Source organism: Streptomyces incanus, from assembly GCF_042656345.1.
GTDB classification, from domain to species: Bacteria; Actinomycetota; Actinomycetes; order Streptomycetales; family Streptomycetaceae; genus Streptomyces; species Streptomyces incanus.
Map to the genome: position 1 here is coordinate 81826 of NZ_JBHSPC010000001.1, position 16367 is coordinate 98192.

Annotated in this window: 18 protein-coding genes; 6 read left to right on the forward strand and 12 right to left on the reverse strand. The window is 71.1% G+C overall.

The window, feature by feature from the left end:
- Positions 1-93: 93 nt before the first annotated feature.
- Positions 94-606, reverse strand: coding sequence for a peptide-methionine (S)-S-oxide reductase MsrA (msrA, locus tag ACFP2V_RS00400; RefSeq protein ID WP_381204244.1), 513 nt, complete (start codon positions 604-606; stop codon positions 94-96).
- A 184-nt stretch (positions 607-790) separates the two neighbouring features.
- Between msrA and ACFP2V_RS00405 the strand changes: the two genes are divergently transcribed.
- The 3 genes from ACFP2V_RS00405 to ACFP2V_RS00415 all read left to right on the forward strand — a co-directional run bounded on the left by ACFP2V_RS00405 (position 791) and on the right by ACFP2V_RS00415 (position 4156).
- Positions 791-1234, forward strand: a complete 444-nt coding sequence (locus ACFP2V_RS00405; protein WP_381204245.1) for a helix-turn-helix transcriptional regulator — start codon at positions 791-793, stop codon at positions 1232-1234.
- 10 nt (positions 1235-1244) lie between these two features.
- Positions 1245-1658: a VOC family protein gene (locus ACFP2V_RS00410; RefSeq protein ID WP_381204246.1), complete on the forward strand. Its 414-nt coding sequence runs from the start codon at positions 1245-1247 to the stop codon at positions 1656-1658.
- Between the two features lie 98 nt (positions 1659-1756).
- Positions 1757-4156: an ATP-binding cassette domain-containing protein gene (locus ACFP2V_RS00415; protein WP_381204247.1), complete on the forward strand. Its 2400-nt coding sequence runs from the start codon at positions 1757-1759 to the stop codon at positions 4154-4156.
- Between the two features lie 85 nt (positions 4157-4241).
- Here the strand turns inward: ACFP2V_RS00415 and ACFP2V_RS00420 are convergent, their stop codons facing one another.
- From ACFP2V_RS00420 to ACFP2V_RS00465, 10 genes are all read right to left on the reverse strand, one after another.
- Positions 4242-4694: an ATP-binding protein gene (locus tag ACFP2V_RS00420; RefSeq protein WP_381204248.1), complete on the reverse strand. Its 453-nt coding sequence runs from the start codon at positions 4692-4694 to the stop codon at positions 4242-4244.
- A 150-nt stretch (positions 4695-4844) separates the two neighbouring features.
- The gene (locus tag ACFP2V_RS00425) at positions 4845-6350 is read right to left on the reverse strand and encodes an AMP-binding protein (protein ID WP_381204249.1); all 1506 of its coding nucleotides are present in this window, start codon (positions 6348-6350) and stop codon (positions 4845-4847) included.
- On the reverse strand, positions 6347-6772 hold the full coding sequence (locus ACFP2V_RS00430; RefSeq protein ID WP_381204250.1) for an acyl-CoA thioesterase: 426 nt from the start codon (positions 6770-6772) through the stop codon (positions 6347-6349). The genes ACFP2V_RS00425 and ACFP2V_RS00430 overlap by 4 nt, the downstream gene beginning before the upstream one ends.
- Positions 6769-7164 (reverse strand): holo-ACP synthase, encoded by a 396-nt coding sequence (locus ACFP2V_RS00435; RefSeq protein ID WP_381204251.1) that lies wholly within the window; start codon positions 7162-7164, stop codon positions 6769-6771. The genes ACFP2V_RS00430 and ACFP2V_RS00435 overlap by 4 nt, the downstream gene beginning before the upstream one ends.
- Positions 7100-8065: a ferritin-like domain-containing protein gene (locus ACFP2V_RS00440; RefSeq protein WP_381204252.1), complete on the reverse strand. Its 966-nt coding sequence runs from the start codon at positions 8063-8065 to the stop codon at positions 7100-7102. The genes ACFP2V_RS00435 and ACFP2V_RS00440 overlap by 65 nt, the downstream gene beginning before the upstream one ends.
- Before the next feature lie 25 nt (positions 8066-8090).
- Positions 8091-8351 carry a hypothetical protein gene (locus ACFP2V_RS00445; protein WP_381204253.1) on the reverse strand — a complete coding sequence of 87 codons (261 nt, stop codon included), beginning with the start codon at positions 8349-8351 and terminating at the stop codon, positions 8091-8093.
- Positions 8341-8991, reverse strand: a complete 651-nt coding sequence (locus tag ACFP2V_RS00450) for a TIGR03086 family metal-binding protein (protein WP_381204254.1) — start codon at positions 8989-8991, stop codon at positions 8341-8343. Before ACFP2V_RS00450 ends, ACFP2V_RS00445 begins: the two co-directional genes overlap by 11 nt.
- 219 nt (positions 8992-9210) lie before the next feature.
- Positions 9211-10551: an aminotransferase-like domain-containing protein gene (locus ACFP2V_RS00455; protein ID WP_381204255.1), complete on the reverse strand. Its 1341-nt coding sequence runs from the start codon at positions 10549-10551 to the stop codon at positions 9211-9213.
- Between the two features lie 4 nt (positions 10552-10555).
- Positions 10556-11569 (reverse strand): alpha/beta hydrolase, encoded by a 1014-nt coding sequence (locus tag ACFP2V_RS00460; RefSeq protein WP_381204256.1) that lies wholly within the window; start codon positions 11567-11569, stop codon positions 10556-10558.
- Positions 11570-11663: 94 nt separating this feature from the next.
- Complete coding sequence (locus tag ACFP2V_RS00465; RefSeq protein ID WP_381204257.1) at positions 11664-12308, reverse strand: TetR/AcrR family transcriptional regulator; 645 nt, start codon at positions 12306-12308, stop codon at positions 11664-11666.
- A gap of 160 nt (positions 12309-12468) precedes the next feature.
- On the opposite strand from ACFP2V_RS00465, the gene ACFP2V_RS00470 reads away from it, so the two are divergent.
- Positions 12469-13548, forward strand: a complete 1080-nt coding sequence (locus tag ACFP2V_RS00470; protein WP_381204258.1) for an alpha-hydroxy acid oxidase — start codon at positions 12469-12471, stop codon at positions 13546-13548.
- A 272-nt stretch (positions 13549-13820) separates the two neighbouring features.
- Positions 13821-15245 carry a class I adenylate-forming enzyme family protein gene (locus tag ACFP2V_RS00475; protein WP_381204259.1) on the forward strand — a complete coding sequence of 475 codons (1425 nt, stop codon included), beginning with the start codon at positions 13821-13823 and terminating at the stop codon, positions 15243-15245.
- A gap of 5 nt (positions 15246-15250) precedes the next feature.
- Here the strand turns inward: ACFP2V_RS00475 and ACFP2V_RS00480 are convergent, their stop codons facing one another.
- A complete protein-coding gene (locus ACFP2V_RS00480; protein WP_381204260.1) occupies positions 15251-15919 on the reverse strand; it encodes a 4'-phosphopantetheinyl transferase family protein in 669 nt (222 codons plus the stop codon).
- A gap of 18 nt (positions 15920-15937) precedes the next feature.
- Here ACFP2V_RS00480 and ACFP2V_RS00485 point away from each other — a divergent pair, with 18 nt between their 5' ends.
- A complete protein-coding gene (locus ACFP2V_RS00485) occupies positions 15938-16201 on the forward strand; it encodes an acyl carrier protein (RefSeq protein ID WP_381204261.1) in 264 nt (87 codons plus the stop codon).
- Positions 16202-16367: the final 166 nt, after the last annotated feature.

Sequence of the window (16367 nt, forward strand, 5' to 3'; positions counted from 1 at the left end):
CACGCCCAGGGGGCGCGCCGCCTCGCGTGCGCGCCCCCTGGGCGTGGGACGTGGTGGGTGCCATCCGGTCCGACGTCCTGGGATCTCAGCGGCTCAGGACTCCGCGCGCCGGGGCAGACGCCAGCCGGGGCGGACGAAGTGGCAGGTGTAGCCGTCCGGGTACCGCTGGAGGTAGTCCTGGTGCTCGGGCTCGGCCGGCCAGAACGGGCCGGCCGGTGCGACCTCGGTGACCACGGGCCCGGGCCACAGACCCGACGCGTCGACGTCGGCGATCGTCTCCTCGGCGACGCGCTTCTGCTCGTCGCCGAAGTAGAAGATGGCGGAGCGGTAGCTCAGCCCGATGTCGTTGCCCTGCCGGTTCTTCGTGCTCGGGTCGTGGATCTGGAAGAAGTACTCCAGGATCGTGCGGTAGTCGGTGACCGCCGGGTCGTAGGTGATCTCGATCGACTCGGCGTGGGTGCCGTGATTGCGGTACGTGGCGTCAGGGACGTCGCCACCGCTGTAGCCGACGCGTGTGCTCAGGACGCCCGGGAACGTGCGGATCAGCTCCTCCATACCCCAGAAACAGCCGCCCGCCAGCAGCGCCTTCTCCTCGGTCCTCGTCATCGTCTCTCGCCCTTCTCCCGCATCCTTCGACGGACACGTCCGCCTCGCACTCATGATCCCGTACGGCCGCGGCCGTACGCGCACCGGTCACAACCATGCCGGGAACCCTGTTGTTCCGTCCACGGTCGTCCGCCCCGGCGGATCCCGCCCCGGCCGGACGGTGGGCGTGTATACGATTTCGCGTATGACCGGTTCATCCGCCTCGGCACAGCGGCTGCGCGATCTCGCGCGGCTGCGCCGGGTCCGTGACCGGATCGACCGGGAGTACGCGCAGCCGCTGGACGTCGAGGCGCTCGCCCGGGGCGTGCACATGTCGGCCGGGCATCTGAGCCGGGAGTTCCGAGCCGCGTACGGCGAGTCGCCGTACAGCTACCTGATGACGCGTCGCATCGAGCGGGCGATGGCATTGCTGCGCCGCGGCGACCTGAGTGTCACCGAGGTCTGCTTCGCGGTCGGCAACTCGTCGCTGGGCACGTTCAGCACGCGCTTCACCGAACTCGTCGGCATGCCGCCCAGCGCCTACCGGCGCCTTGCCGCGGACGCGACGGAGGGGATGCCGGCGTGCGTGGCGAAGCAGGTGACCAGACCGGTCAGGAATCGAGAAGCGTCGGCGCCGGGCCACCTCTAGCGTGATGGCCATGGACATCACCCTTCACGCGAGTTTCCTCCCGCACGACGACCCCGAGGCCTCCCTGGCCTTCTACCGCGACACCCTCGGCTTCGAGGTGCGGGGCGACGTCGGGCACGGCGGCATGCGCTGGATCACCGTCGGTCCCGCCGGTCAGCCCGGCACATCCATCGTGCTGACCCCGCCGGCCGCCGACCCCGGGGTCACCGACGACGAGCGCCGCATGATCACCGAGATGATGGCCAAGGGCACCTACGCGGGCCTGCTGCTGGCCACCGACGATCTCGACGGCACCTTCGCGAAACTGCAGGGGGCCGACAGCGCCGAGGTCGTCCAGGAGCCGACCGAGCAGCCGTACGGTGTGCGCGACTGTGCCTTCCGCGACCCTTCGGGCAACCTGATCCGCATCCAGGAACGCCGCTGAGCCCCACGGCCCGGGCCCCGGGCCGTAACCGGCCCCAGGGCTCGAACGGAATCAGGACCAGGACCGCGCACCGCCTACGAGAGGACGAGACCACCAGCATGGCCACGAGGACGAAGGCGCAGCCGCCCGCACCGCACGGCGCCGACAGCCACGAACTGATCCGTGTGCACGGCGCACGCGTCAACAACCTCAAGGACGTCAGCGTCGAGATCCCCAAGCGCCGACTGACCGTGTTCACCGGCGTGTCGGGCTCGGGCAAGAGCTCGCTGGTGTTCGACACGATCGCGGCGGAGTCGCAGCGGCTGATCAACGAGACGTACAGCGCCTTCGTGCAGGGCTTCATGCCGACCCCGGCGCGGCCCGACGTGGACGTCCTCGAAGGGCTGACCACCGCGATCATCGTCGACCAGCAGCGGATGGGTTCCGACCCGCGCTCCACGGTCGGCACCGTCACCGACGCCCACGCGATGCTGCGCATCCTCTTCAGCCGGCTCGGCACTCCGCACATAGGCCCGCCCGGCGCGTTCTCCTTCAACACCGCCTCGGTCCGGGCGAGCGGGGCGATCACCGTCGAGCGCGGCAACAAGAAGGCGGTGAAGGCCACCTACGAACGCACCGGCGGGATGTGTACGCGCTGTGAGGGCCGGGGCACCGTCTCCGACATCGACCTCACCCAGCTCTACGACGACTCCAAGTCGCTGTCCGAGGGCGCGTTCACCATCCCCGGCTGGAAGTCGGACAGTTTCTGGACCGTCCGGGTCTACGCCGAGTCGGGCTTCGTCGACCCGGACAAGCCGATCCGGAAGTTCACCGACCAGGAGACGCGGGACTTCCTGTACCGGGAGCCGGTCAAGGTGAAGGTCGACGGTGTCAGCCTCACCTACGAGGGGCTGATCCCGAAGATCCAGAAGTCGTTCCTGTCGAAGGACAAGGAGTCGATGCAGCCGCACATCCGGGCGTTCGTGGAGCGGGCGGTCACCTTCACCACCTGCCCCGAGTGCGAGGGCACCCGGCTGAGCGAGGGGGCCCGGTCATCGAAGATCAAGGGCATCAGCATCGCCGACGCCTGCGCGATGGAGATCCGGGACCTGGCCGAGTGGGTCCGCGGTCTGTCCGAGCCGTCGGTGGCGCCGCTGCTCACGTCCCTGGGCGGCACCCTCGACTCGTTCGTGGAGATCGGGCTCGGCTACCTCGCGCTGGAGCGGCCGTCGGGCACGTTGTCGGGCGGCGAGGCGCAGCGCGTCAAGATGATCCGCCATCTCGGCTCCCCGCTCACCGACATCACGTACGTCTTCGACGAGCCCACCATCGGCCTGCACCCCCATGACATCCAGCGGATGAACAACCTGCTGCTGCGGCTGCGGGACAAGGGCAACACGGTGCTGGTCGTGGAGCACAAGCCGGAGACGATCGCGATCGCCGACCATGTCGTCGACCTCGGCCCCGGCGCCGGTACGGCGGGCGGCACCGTCTGCTTCGAGGGAACCGTCGAGGGGCTGCGGCGCGGTGACACCGTCACGGGCCGCCATTTCGACGACCGGGCGACGCTCAAGGAGACGGTGCGCAAGTCTTCCGAGGCGCTGGAGATCCGCGGGGCGACGACGCACAACCTGCGCGGTGTCGACGTCGACATCCCGCTCGGTGTGCTCACGGTCGTCACCGGTGTCGCCGGTTCCGGCAAGAGTTCGCTGGTGCACGGGTCGCTGTGCACACCGTCGGGAGCCGGTGGCGAGGGCGTGGTGTCGGTGGACCAGAGCCCGATCCGCGGCTCGCGGCGGAGCAACCCGGCGACGTACACCGGGCTGCTGGACCCGATCCGCAAGGCGTTCGCCAAGGCCAACGGCGTCAAGCCGGCGCTGTTCAGTGCCAATTCCGAGGGCGCCTGCCCCACCTGCAACGGCGCCGGTGTCGTCTTCACCGATCTGGCGATGATGGCCTCGGTGGCCGGCACCTGCGAGGACTGCGAGGGCAAGCGGTTCCAGGCATCGGTGCTGGAGTACCGCTTCGGCGGCCGGGACATCAGCGAGGTGCTCGCGATGTCGGTGGCCGAGGCGGAGGAGTTCTTCGGCGCCGGTGAGGCGCGCACTCCGGCGGCGCACCGTGTCCTCGGCCGGCTCGCCGACGTGGGGCTCGGCTACCTCACTCTCGGCCAGCCGCTGAACACGCTGTCCGGCGGCGAGCGGCAGCGTCTCAAGCTGGCCGTGCACCTGGCGGAGAAGGGCGGCGTCTACGTCCTCGACGAGCCGACCACCGGTCTGCACCTCGCCGACGTCGAGCAGTTGCTCGGTCTGCTCGACCGGCTGGTCGACTCCGGCAAGTCGGTGGTCGTCGTCGAACATCACCAGGCGGTCATGGCACACGCCGACTGGATCATCGACCTCGGGCCGGGCGCCGGGCACGACGGCGGCCGGATCGTCTTCGAGGGCACCCCCGCCGACCTGGTCGCCGCCCGCTCCACCCTCACCGCCGAGCACCTCGCGTCCTACGTCGGCGCCTGAGCCCCGGCCCGGGCGCCGGGCTCCTGCCCGGCGCCCGGGCCGGGAAGCCGCCGTGCGGCACCGTGCGCCACCACGGCGGGTACCGTCACCGGCCGCCGGTCTCCAGGAGGGAGATGAGGGCCGTGATGCGTTTGCCGGTCGGCTCGGGCTGCACGTCCACCCCGCGGGCGACGGCCAGCACGATCTCCAGGCCGTGCCGGCCCACGCGGTCCGGGTTCGCGGCCCCGGCCACGGGCAACGCGGTGCTGCCGTCCCGGACCATCACCTCGAGGGCGTCTCCGGCGATGCGCAGGTCCAGCCGGACGGGACCGGGCGCGTACTTGCGGGCGTTGGTGACCAGCTCGCTCACCACGAGCTGGGTGACCTCCATCGCGCGGGCCGACACGGGCAGTGCGTCCTCCGCCTGCGCCCGCGTCAGGAACACGGCGGCCAGCCGCCGGGCCTCCGCTATCCATGCACCGTCGCCGTCCAGGACGTAGGACGCCCGCCGCGCCACGCCGGGCACCGGGTCCCCTTCGCCGGCAGGAACTGCTTCCATTCAATCCGCCTCACTCACCGATCACACCGCGCGACTACCCGCGATGCCCGGCCGCATTCCCCCGGCCCACGGTGCCCGGCCCACGCCAACCGTCCCACGATGCCGGGCCGGACGGATGCCCGCCCCCGGTTCGGGGAAACGCGGTCTGGGTCAGCGCAGGAGTCCCTGGTCGAGCCGGGCGGCCATGTGGGTGCGCGCGGGCTTCCCGCTCGCGGTCCGGGCGATACCGCTGTGCGACACCTCGATCACGGTCTCGGGGGCCGCGCCGAAGGCGGTGGTGACACAGGCCGCCAGGTGGCGGGTGTCGATGCGCCGGGCCCGTTCGGGCACGACGACGACGGCGAACGAGTCGCCGTGCGGCAGCACGACGCATTCGGCGACCCCTGCCACGGTCGCCGCCACCTGTTCGATGTCCGTGGCGAAGACGTTCACCCCGTTGACACAGACGCGGTCGCCGCGCCGGCCGCTCAGATGGAGCCGCCCCGACCGCAGGCACCCCAGGTCGCCGGTGTCGAACCAGGTGGTGCGGTGATCGGTCGCCCCGTCGTAGCCGTCGAACAGGGTGGGGCCGCGCAGTTGTACGGAGCCGACCTCCGCGTCCGCGCAGCCGGCGCCGGACTCGTCCACGACCCGTAGGTCCAGCCCCGGTACAGGGGTGCCCAGGCATGCGGTCGTGGCCGGCCCGCCGGTCCAAAAGCTGGTGCCGGCGTCCACGTAGCGGTGCGAGGTGGCCATCAGTGCCGCCTCGGCGAGTCCGTAGCAGAACACCAGGGCGGTGGGGTCGAGCCCCCAGTGTCCGGTGGTGGCGAGGAAGGCGTCGACGGACCGCCGGCGGATGGGTTCGGCTCCGCAGAAGACGGTGCGCCAGGCGCGGAACAGCTGGGGATCGGGCTCCGCCGCCTCACCGATCCGGGCGGCGAGGTAGCGCAGCATGAAGTCGGGGAACGCGCTGTGCGCACCCTCCGCGTCACGGATCAGCCGCAGGGCCGCCATGGGTCTGCGCAGGAAGGTGCCCGGTTCCTCGATCACCAGGTCGAGGCCCCGGACGAGGGAGGCCAGAACGCCGATGAGGCCCATGTCGTGGTGGAGCGGCAGGGCGATCAGTCCGGCGTGACCGGGCTCCATGCCCGCGACGGCGCTGATGGCTTCGATGTTGCCGAGCACGGCCCGGTGGCTGAGCGGTATGGGCCGGGGCATGCCGGTGGAGCCGCTCGTGTACTGGATGAACGCGATGCCGTCCGGGTCCCCCGGCGCGGGGTCGGGCGCGGCCCCGGGGCGCAGGAGCAATTGGAGTTCGCTCAGGCCGTGTCCGGAGAGGCGGACGGCGCGGCGGACGCCCTGCTGCCGCGCCACCTCGGCGAGGTACTGCCCGACGACCGCCCCGGGCACACGGGGTTTGACGGAGACGGGTGTCGCGCCCAGGTGCATCAGTCCCAGGAGGGCCAGCAGGTCGCCGCGGGAGCTGCCGATGCGGAGCATCACCCGCTCCCCGGGACGTACGCCCTGGTCCGCGAAGCCTCGGGCGGCCGCGGCGATCTGTTCGGCGAGGGCCGGGTACGTCAGCCGCTCCCGCCGGGCGGAGGTGCCGAAGGTGACGGTCGCGTCCTGCCGGTGGGCTCCTTCGGCGAGGGCCCGGGGCAGGGTGGGGGCGGTCATGCCGTCTGCCCGGGGATGTTCAGCAGGGTGTGCAGGTCGGCCCGGTGGACGCGTTTGGTGTCGCGGTGCAGGAGCCCGAGGCGGACCCGGCCCCGGGCGACGACGGTGCCGTCGGTGCGTTCGATGCCCTGGGTGAGGCTGAAGCTGTACGCGGTCCGTCCGGCGAGCGCGGTGCGGACGACGAGGCGGCCCACCGGGTCCCAGTCCACCGCCGTCAGATAGTCCAGCCGGAGCTGGAGCACCACGGCGACGAGTTCACCCTCCCGCGGGTCACCGCCGCAGGCGATCCCCCACTCCCAGCGGCCGGTCTCCAGGAGCTGGACGTACACGCTGTTGTTCAGGTGTCCGGCCCAGTCGAAGTCGTTGGGGCGCAGGGCGACTTCGCAGGTGTGCTCCAGGTCCGGCAGTGCGCGGGCGCTCATACGGCCGGCTCCCTTCCACCGGTCGCCGGGCCGGCCAGGATGACGACGACGGCTCCGGCCAGGTCGCCGGTGTGACTGATCGACAGTTCGACGCCGAGGTGCCGGTCCCGGCACCACCGCCCGACACTCCCGTGCAGGAGCATGCGGGGCTGTCCCGCGGGTCCGTGCACGATCTCCACCTCGGGGAAGGTGTGCGCCGGCGCTCCGCCCAGGGAGCCGAGCGCCTTCACGAAGGCCTCCTTGGCCGAGAAGATCCCGGCCAGTGAGGCGTGCGGGTCGGGACGGGAGCGGCAGTGCGCGCGTTCCGACGCGGTGAACAGGACGCCGCTATCGAGCAGGTGCGGCTTCCCGCGCAGCTCCGTGACGGACTGCAGATCGAATCCGGTCGACATCGTTGGTCCGGAGACTGGCGAAGTAGGCACGCTTGAGGTCCTCGTACGACTGGGTCTGAATACCGGTCACCTCGCGGACCAGCGCGAAGACACTGGTCAGCTTCTTCGTGTGCACCGATCCCTCGTGCAGTGCGTCGTCGCCGAGACCGAACTCCTCGTCGCCGGTGCGGGTGTGCTCCCACCAGTTGACGTAACCCTGCCGCTCGGTCTGGGCGTCCCGGGCCGAGCCGAAGGTCTCGCCTCCCTCGGGGCGGATCCAGGTGTACGCCATCGACAGAACGTCCTTGATCGGGTAGACCCCGGCCTCCACCAGGGCCTTCGCGAAGGAGGCGAAGTACTGCCGGTGCTGCACCTCATCCTTCATGATCGTGTGGAAGACGTCGCGGACCAGTCGGTCCTCGGTGGTGCGGGACTGCCAGCCGTACGACACGCAGGCTTCGATCTCGACGCAGGCCTGCAGGACGCAGACGCGCGCGTAGTTGTCGGTGGGGAACGGGCCGCGGTGCTCGACCACTTCGTCCTCGTCGATCGGGTCGACGCCGGCCATCTCCATGAGCCGGCCGAAGGCCACCTCGTGGTGGGCCTCCTCCTCCAGCCAGTAGCGGGCCGACCAGGCCGCGGCGACGTGCAGGACGTCGGCCCCGAGCGGGTTGGCCTCGCGGATCTCGTTCGCGAGCCTCACGCCGTCGACGGCGAGCCGGATGCCCGCGGGCTGCGTGGTCAGCTCGGCGCGGGCTGCGTGCCACAGGGCGGCCCTGTCCCCGGGGCGCGGCCGGGTGAGGCGGCGGCCGTCGAAGAGGTCGTCCGTGCCCCAGCGGCGCTGTTCGTGGTAGCTCTGCTGGACGCGCAGCACGTCACTGATCGTGGCTCCGGCGCGCAGCTCCTTGACGATGTCGGTCATGATCAGCACGGTTCACGCCTTCCGCTCAGGGGGAGGTGGGGGCGAGCTGTCGGCCGAGTGCCGCGACGACGTCCTCGGCGGTGTGGTCGAGGGTCATGGTCGGCAGTTCGACGTCGTCGTCAGCACCGGCGTCGGCCAGCGCGCCGGCGAACGCGTCGAGCAGGTCGATGGAGTTGATCGCGGTCGGCGAGGCGACGAGGACGGCCGACAGCGGCTGCCCGGCGAACACCTCCTCCTCGGGCAGGCCGAGCCGCCGTGCGACGTTGCTTCTGAGGTCAGCGAGCATGGGCGTCTCCCTGTTCTGATCGGTGTCGCGGTGCGGACGCGGGCGCTGCGGGGGCGGACCAGCCGGGCGACCTGCCGAGCGCCGTCAGGACGAGGTCGAGCGTGTCCGCTCCGGGCGGCGCGGACAGGGCGGGCCGAAACTGTGCGGCGGGGCCGAGTCTGCGTTCACCGTCCGGCACCCGCAGGGCGATGACCAGGGCGGCCTCGGCGGTCTCGGTGTCCAGGTGGAGCGGGACACCGAGTGCTCTGGCCACGTCCCAGCCGTGGACGACGTAGTCCAGGAAGTGGAAGCCGATCGCGGTCGGGGCGGGGAAGCGGGTGCCCGCGCTGATCTCGGGGATCGCGAACTCCCGGGTGAGAACGTCCGGTCGGGCGAAGGCGTCGAGGACCGCGTCGGCCGCGGTGCGATAGGCCGTCAGCGGATCGGCGCCGAGCGCGGCGGGCTGCCAGACGGCGAGGTCGTCTCCGCCTCCCCCGGCCGCTGCAGCGAAACCGTGGTGCTGACCTGCCATGTGGGCCACCAGTCGGCGGAGCGTCCAGTCGGCGCACGGAGTGGGGACGTCCCAGTCCTCGATGTCCGCCTGCTCCAGGACGCGTACGGTCTCCCGCACAGCCGTCCGGTCGAGCTTGCGGATGTCCATACGGATCCTTTCGGCTCGCGGATGTCCCGTGCCGCCTGGCACGGAGAGCGCGGACAGGAAAAACATTAGCACGATCGTACGTTCAGTTAGTGGGATTCGACTGGTGGGTTCGGGTTCCCGGGATGCGACGGACGGGGGGCGGAGGGAGGGCGGACGGACGGAGGGCCCGGCCGCGATCGGCCGGGCCCTCCGTTCCCGCGCCCCCGGGTCCGCCCGGCGTCACCTGTCCGCTTCCGCCGCCTGTTCGGTGACGAACGCGGCCAGCCGGCCCACTCCTTCGGCGATCGACCCGGGGTCCAGGGCACTGCAGGACAGCCGGAGTTGTGTGTCCCCGCCGCCGTCGAGGTAGAAGTCGCTCATCGGCGTCCAGAGCACACCGAAGTCCTGTGCCGAGCGCTCGAGGGCCTTGGGGCCGGCGACGAACGGCACGTCGACCACGAGGAAGAAGCCGCCGTCCGGCTCGTTCCAGCCGACGCCGAGCGCCCGTCGGCGTGCGGCCGGGAAGTGCCGCTCCAACTCGCCGAGCAGGGTGTTCAGATTGGCGCGGTAGAAGGCGATGGCCTCGGCGTTGGCCTCACGGAGCCGGCAGTCGGACTCGAGGAGGAGTCCGCCGATGACGGCCTGACCGACGGCCGAGGTGTTGACGGTGGTCATGCTCTTGACCTTGGACAGCTGGTCGGCGAGCAGCGACCGCTCGCCCGCCGGCCCGATGACCTCCTGATCGGCGATCACATAGCCGACGCGGGCGCCGGGGAGCGCGGTCTTGGCGAAGGAACCGAGGTGGAGGACCCTGCGGTCGCGGTCCAGGGCCTTGAGCGTGGGCCTGGCGGTTCCGGCCCGGACGAAGAAGCCGTAGGGGTCGTCCTCCAGGATCAGCAGATCCTCCTGGGAGGCGATCTCCAGCAGCCGTTCGCGGGCGGCGACCGTCATGCTGGCGCCTGAGGGGTTGGCGAAGTCCGGGACCACGTACAGGGCGCGGGGCCGTCCGCCGGCGGCCCGGGTCTCCCGCACGGCGGCCAGGAGCGCCTCGGGATCCGGCCCGCCGGATCCCTCCCGGACGGGGCACAGCGCGATGTCGAGCAGGCGTGCCGCGCCGGTGATTCCGACGTAGCAGGGCGAGCTGACGAGCAGGGTGTCCTCGGGCCGGGCGAAGAGGGCGCGCAGGGTGAGCAACATCGCCTCCTGGCAGCCGGTCGTGACGACGACCGCCTCCGCCGGGACGTGGATCCCCTCGTCGTTGGCCAGGGAACGGGCGATGAGGTCGTGAATGATGCCGTTGGTGCGCCCGTACTGGAAGAGCTGGGTGCGCACCCGGTCGCGCGGCCACCCGAGTTCCCGCTCCAGGTGCTCGGTGTAGACCCGGAGGTAGCGCGCCAGGTCGTCCGGTTCGAAGGCGCCTTCGGAGGGTCTGCCGGGAGCGAAGGAGATCGCTTCGGGGAAACGCGAGACGACCTCGTTCAGGAAGTTCATCGCGTCCAGCACGGGGTCGGTGAGGGACGCGTGCAGCTCGCCGAGGGCGAGGGCCCGGGGCCGGGCCCCCGGGGCGGTGGCGTAGCCCATGGGGTCAGCCTTTCGTCACGGGGGGCGAGGAGGAGACGGCGGGCAGGGCCGGCCCGGGGGGCTCGGGGTCGTCGTCGGGCACGGGGGCGGCCAGCGTCGTCCGCAGATACGCGGCGGCCTGTTCGACGGCGCGGCGGCCCGCGTCGAGCGTCCCGGCCATGGCGAAGAAGCCGTGCGTCACACCGGGGTAGCGGGTCGACTCGGCGGGTACGCCGCTGTCCCGCAGGCGTGCGGCGTACTGCTCGCCCTCGTCGCGCAGGGGGTCGTACTCGGCGGTGATCACCAGGGCCGGCGGCAGCCCGGAGTGGTCGGGGGCCCGCAGCGGGGAGGCGAGGGGGTCGGTGCCGTCCTCGGGCGAGGCGAGGTAGTTGTCCCAGTACCACTGCACGGACTTGTCGTTGAAGAGCAGCGGATCGGTGTTCTCGCGGCGCGACGGTGTGTCCGCGAGATGGTCGGTGTTGGGGTAGACCAGCAGCTGGGACCGGATGCCGGGGCCGCCCCGCGCACGGGCCATGAGGGTCACGGCGGCGGCGAGGTTGCCTCCGGCGCTGTCTCCGCCCACGGCCAGACGGCCGGCGTCGCCGCCGTACCGTCCGGCGTTCGCGGCGGCCCAGCGCAGGCCCGCGAAGCAGTCCTCGGGCGCGGCCGGGAACGGGTGCTCGGGCGCGAGGCGGTAGCCCACGGCGATGGTGAGGCAGCCGGCGGAGTTGGCCAGGCTCCGGCAGATGGCGTCGCCGGTCTCGAGGGAGCCCAGGGTCCAGCCGCCGCCGAAGAGGTAGAGAAGTACGGGCAGCGGTCCCCCACCGGCGGGCCGGTAGATCCGGGCGGGAAGGGCTCCGGCCGGGCCGGGTAAGGACGTGTCGGTCACCTGTTCCACGGGCTCGGGTGCCCCGGCGTCGGCCTGTACGGCGGCCAGGTCGGCAGCCCGCGCCTCCTCGAGGGACATCGTGTACAGAGGGCGGCCCCCCTGCGCCGCACGCCGGTCGTACAGGGCTTGGAGCTGTGGATCCAATTCCATGATGCCTCCGGGCCGGGCCGCGGTCCCCAGGACCGCGGCCGGTGTCTGTCGGGGTCTGTCGGGGTGTGTCAGGGCATGCCGAGGTCAGGCGATGTCAGGCCGCGTCGGGCAGCAGCGACGGGTCGGTCGAAACGCCGCGGAGGCGGTTCAGGATCCCGTGGGCCGCCTTGCGGTAGCTGGTGCGGTCGTGGTGCAGGACGGATTCGGCGTTGGCCATCTCCAGGAGCGCGACGAGTTCGAAGGCGAGCTGGGGGACGTCGACACCGCCCTGGACCTCCCCCACCCGTGCGGCCTCCTCGATCGTCTGCTCGACGAAGGAGAACCAGCTGCCGTGGGCTGCGGCGACCGTGTCGTGCACCTTGCCCTCACGCGCGTCGTACTCGGCCGAGACCGAGTAGAAGAAGCAGCCACCGGGGAAGACGCGCCGCTCCGAGTAGGTCAGCCAGCCGCCGCACAGGCGCCAGACCCGGCCGATGCCGGCGGGCAGTTCACGGGTCGGCTGCACCACGTGCTCGATGTAGACCTTGATGGCGGCCCTCACGGTGGCCAGTTGCAGCTCCTCCTTCGAGCCGAACAGGGCGAACACGCCGCTCTTGCTGAGGTCGAGCTCGCTCGCCAGGCGGCCCAGCGCCAGCCCTTCGAGGCCTTCGACCGAAGCGATCGCCACAGCTCGCTGAAGGATCAACTGCCGGGTCCGGTTGCCGCGTGCGATCCGTCCATCGGTGTGCGTCGCAGTCACGCGACACCTCCTCCCTCTCCCTGCGGGGGCGCTCACCCCCTCCGCCACGCCCATCCACCAGACTAAGTGGACGACCGTGCGGTCATTATGCAAGAGTACAGTTACTGTACGGCCGTGCGGTTAGTTTGGTGCACAGTGAGCGATCACGGGGGTGTGCTCAGTGACGGGGACGACGCTCAGCGAGTACGAGTCGAGAGCCAGGGAGCTGCTGCCCGGGCCCGTGTGGGACTTCCTGGCCGGCGGGAGCGGCACCGAGTCGGCGGTGTCGGCCGGCCGCGCCGCCCTGGACCGAATGCGGCTGCGCCCGCGCGTCCTCGTGGACGTGTCGGCGTGCGACACCCGCTGCTCCCTGCTGGGCGCGCCGCTGGCGGCCCCGGTGGGCATCGCCCCCATGGCCTATCACCGGCTCGTGCACCCCGAGGGCGAGGTGGCGACCGCACGCGCGGCCGGTGACGTGGGCGCGCTGTTCACGGTCAGCATGTTCGCGAGCCGCACCCTGGAGGACATCGCCGCGGCGGCCACCGGCCCGCTGTGGCTCCAGCTCTACTGGCTGAGACGGCGGGAGCAGCTGACCGGCCTGATCCGGCGGGCGGAGGACGCCGGATACCGGGCCCTGGTGCTCACCGTCGACGCTCCGCGCGTCGCCCATCGTCCACGTGACGTGCGCAACGGATTCGCCGTCCCGGCGGGGATCCGCGCGGTGAACGTGGACGCTTCCGTCATGTCCGCGTCCCACGGCGGAACGGCAGGCGAGTCCGCCGTCGCGCGGCACTCCAGAGAACAGTTCGACCCGTCCATCACCTGGGCCGATCTGGCCTGGATCCGGGAGCGTACCGCACTGCCCCTGGTATTGAAGGGCATTCTCACGGGCGAGGATGCCGTTCTTGCCGTGGAACACGGCGTCGACGGGATCGTCGTCTCGAATCACGGGGGCCGTCAGCTCGATTTCGCGAGGCCTGCCGCCGATGCCCTTCCGGAGATCTCGGAAGCTGTCGCCGACCGGTGCCGCATTATCCTCGACGGGTCCATTCGACACGGTACCGATATCGCCAAAGCACTGTGCCTCGGCGCACATGCGGTTTTTGTCGGCCGCCCCGCGCTGTGGGGTCTCGCCCACTCCGGGAGCGACGGAGTGTCGGCGGTCCTTCGAGGGCTGTCGAACGAGTTCGACGAGGTGATGGCGCTGATGGGTGCGGTTCGGGTCGAGGATTTCGGCCGTTCAGGAATTGTTCACCACTGAATGGAATGCCCGTACGGTCAGATCATTACCCTGCCCAGGTCACTTCGGAATGAATGAGGTGCCCGGCGCGCCCGAATGGGCAATTCCAAGGCTGGCTCATTTTCCTACTCGCAAGTAAGAAGTCCTGCAAAAGTCTTTACTTGATTAATCGATGACAGTACGCAACGATGGATTCGCCGCCGGAGAAAGAATGGCGCTGCGTACATCCGACGAGTCAACGGACAGAGTCGTCCTGAAAAGTTTCCGTCGGGTTGTTCCGATGTTGAGGATGGGTGGGGAGCCCCGTGGGGGAAGCGGAATTAATACGGCCCGTTCGCACCGAGGGCGCATGGGTCGACGACCTGTTGCTCCAGGGAGACGGGCGGCATGTCGCCCTGCACGTCGGGAGGCCGGTGAGCCGGGCGGAACTCCGCCGGCTCGTCGCCGAACAGCAGGCGCGCTTCGAAGCGGCCGGCCTGGCCGCCGGAGGCACGGTCGCGGTGCGGCTGCCTCCTTCACTCGGCTGTATCACCGCGATGCTTGCCGGGTGGCGAGCAGGGGCTCAAGTAGCCCTGCTCGACTACCGGTTGACGGCGCATGAGTGCGGCAAGGCGATCGCGCGGATCACACCGCAGCTGGTCGTCGAACCGGTCGGCGAGGTCACCGGCACGCTGCGCGGATTCTTCGAGGTCGACACCCGGGTCGTCCCGCTGCGCGGCGGGCGCCCGGCCGGCTCGGAGCACGTCCTGCTGCAGCTGAGCTCCGGCTCGACCGGCCCCTCCAAGGTCATCGGCCGCACCACCGGCAGCCTCCTCGCGGAGCTGGACCGGTACGCACAGCTCAAGGACTTCCCCCACCGGGGCGAACGCATCGTGGTACTGGCCTCGGTCGTCCATGTCCTCGGCCTGGTCGGCGGGCTGCTGTACGGACTCGCCGGCGGGGCACAGGTGTTCCTGCCCGCCCGGCTGACGGTCGACGGCATCCTCAAGGCCGTCGCCGCGGGGGACGAACCGACGACACTGCTCGGGGTCCCGTCGCAGACCGCGGTGCTGGCCGCCGCCCGGACGCCTCCCCGACTGCCCCAGCTGCGCCGGATGATCACCGGCGGCGAACTCGTCAGGCCGCAGGTCCGGGAACGCTTCACCATCGGCTACGGGGCCGAACTGGGTGTCATGTACGGCATGACCGAGGCCGGTGTCATCGCCACCGACCTCACCGGAAGAACCAGCCCCGGCCTCGCTCCGGCACCGGGCATGAAGGTACAGGTCGAGGAGGGCCAGATCCTGCTCGCCCTGCCCGAGAGCCCGTACGTGGGACAGACCGACCCGACCCGCTACGTGGACGGCTGGCTGCGCACCAAGGACGCGGGCAGCCTCGACGAGGCCACGGGGCTGCTGACGATCCTGGGCCGGCTCGACTCCCAGGTGTCCGTCGGCGGACTCAAGGTGGACCTCGCCGAGGTCGAGGCCTCCCTCCTCGCCCTGCCGGGCGTCACCGAGGCCGTGGTGGTGCACGGAACGGGCATCGAAGCCTTCGTGACCGTCGCGAGGACGGCCGCGTCCGGAGGTCTCGCCGAGAGTCTCGCGACCCGGCTGGCACCGTACAAGCGGCCCCGGACGCTGCACGTCCTTCCCGAATTCCCCCGCACCGCGACCGGCAAGCCGGTACGCAACGCCGAGATCCTCCGCGCCGCGGCGCGGTCGGCCGCCGGTGTGTGACCGGCTCAGCCGTACGCGTCCCCGTCCACCCGACGCACCTGGAGGCCGACACCGGAGCCACGCAGGGCGCTCCCGTCCGCGCCGCGCAGAGCGACACCGATGATGTGCCGCCCCGCACCGACCATGACCGCCGCTGACGCCAGTTCGGGCGCGTCGGGCAGGGGTCGCAGTACGAGCCCGGCGGCGTCGCCCGGGGGCCAGTACTCGGGCAGCGGCACCCTACGGCTCATGCCCCCGTGCCTGAGACCCTGACCGAGCGCCTTGCCCACCGATTCCTTCTGCGTCCACAACCACAGGAACGCGGCTGACCGTTCGCCTTCGGGCAGCCCCGTCAGCCAGGCAGTCTCGGCCGGGTCGAGCCAGGCACGGGCCAGTGCCCCGGCCCGCAATCCACGTACCACCTCCACGTCGACCCCCACGGGGGCCCTGCCGGTCAAGGCGACCGCCAGTGCCCCGCGAGCGTGAGTGACGCTGACCCGCAGCGCCTCGCCGGCTCCGCCGAGAAACGGGCGGCCGCCGGCCTCGTGCTCCAACCAGATCTCGGACGGCGCGACGTCGAGCATCTCGGCCGCACTCCGCACCAGCAGGGTGTGCGCCTTGTGCCGTTCGTCGCCGTCCGTGGTGCACCACAGCACCGTCACCGTGTCCGGGGCCGTTCCCGGGTGCCTCTCCATGGATGAGGAGTCAATCAAATGTCCGCTGAGATCGAGAAGTTCATCATCGAAGCCCTCCGGAACATGAACTACGACGTGTCGGACGTCACCGGCGAAACCCAGCTGGGGCCGGCCGGACTCGACCTGGAGTCCCTGTCCGTCGCCGAGGTCGCCATACAGGTGGAGGACGCCTACGGCGTCAAGTTCGAGGAGGACGAGATGGAGACCGTCGCCCTGCTGACCGTCTCCGGGCTGGTCAAGGAGATCGTCGACCGGGCGTCCGCGGCTGCCGTGACCAAGTGACTCCGAGCCCGTCCGGGCCTGCCGGCCCTCCCCCGCCCGCGTGCTCCCGGCAACGGGCGGGAGAGGCCGGCGGTGGCCCGCGAGCGGGCCGGACAGGGCGTGACCGACACCTCGACACCGGCCCCCCGACGCCGGGGACGTCGAACGCGGCGAGCCGAACCGGCAA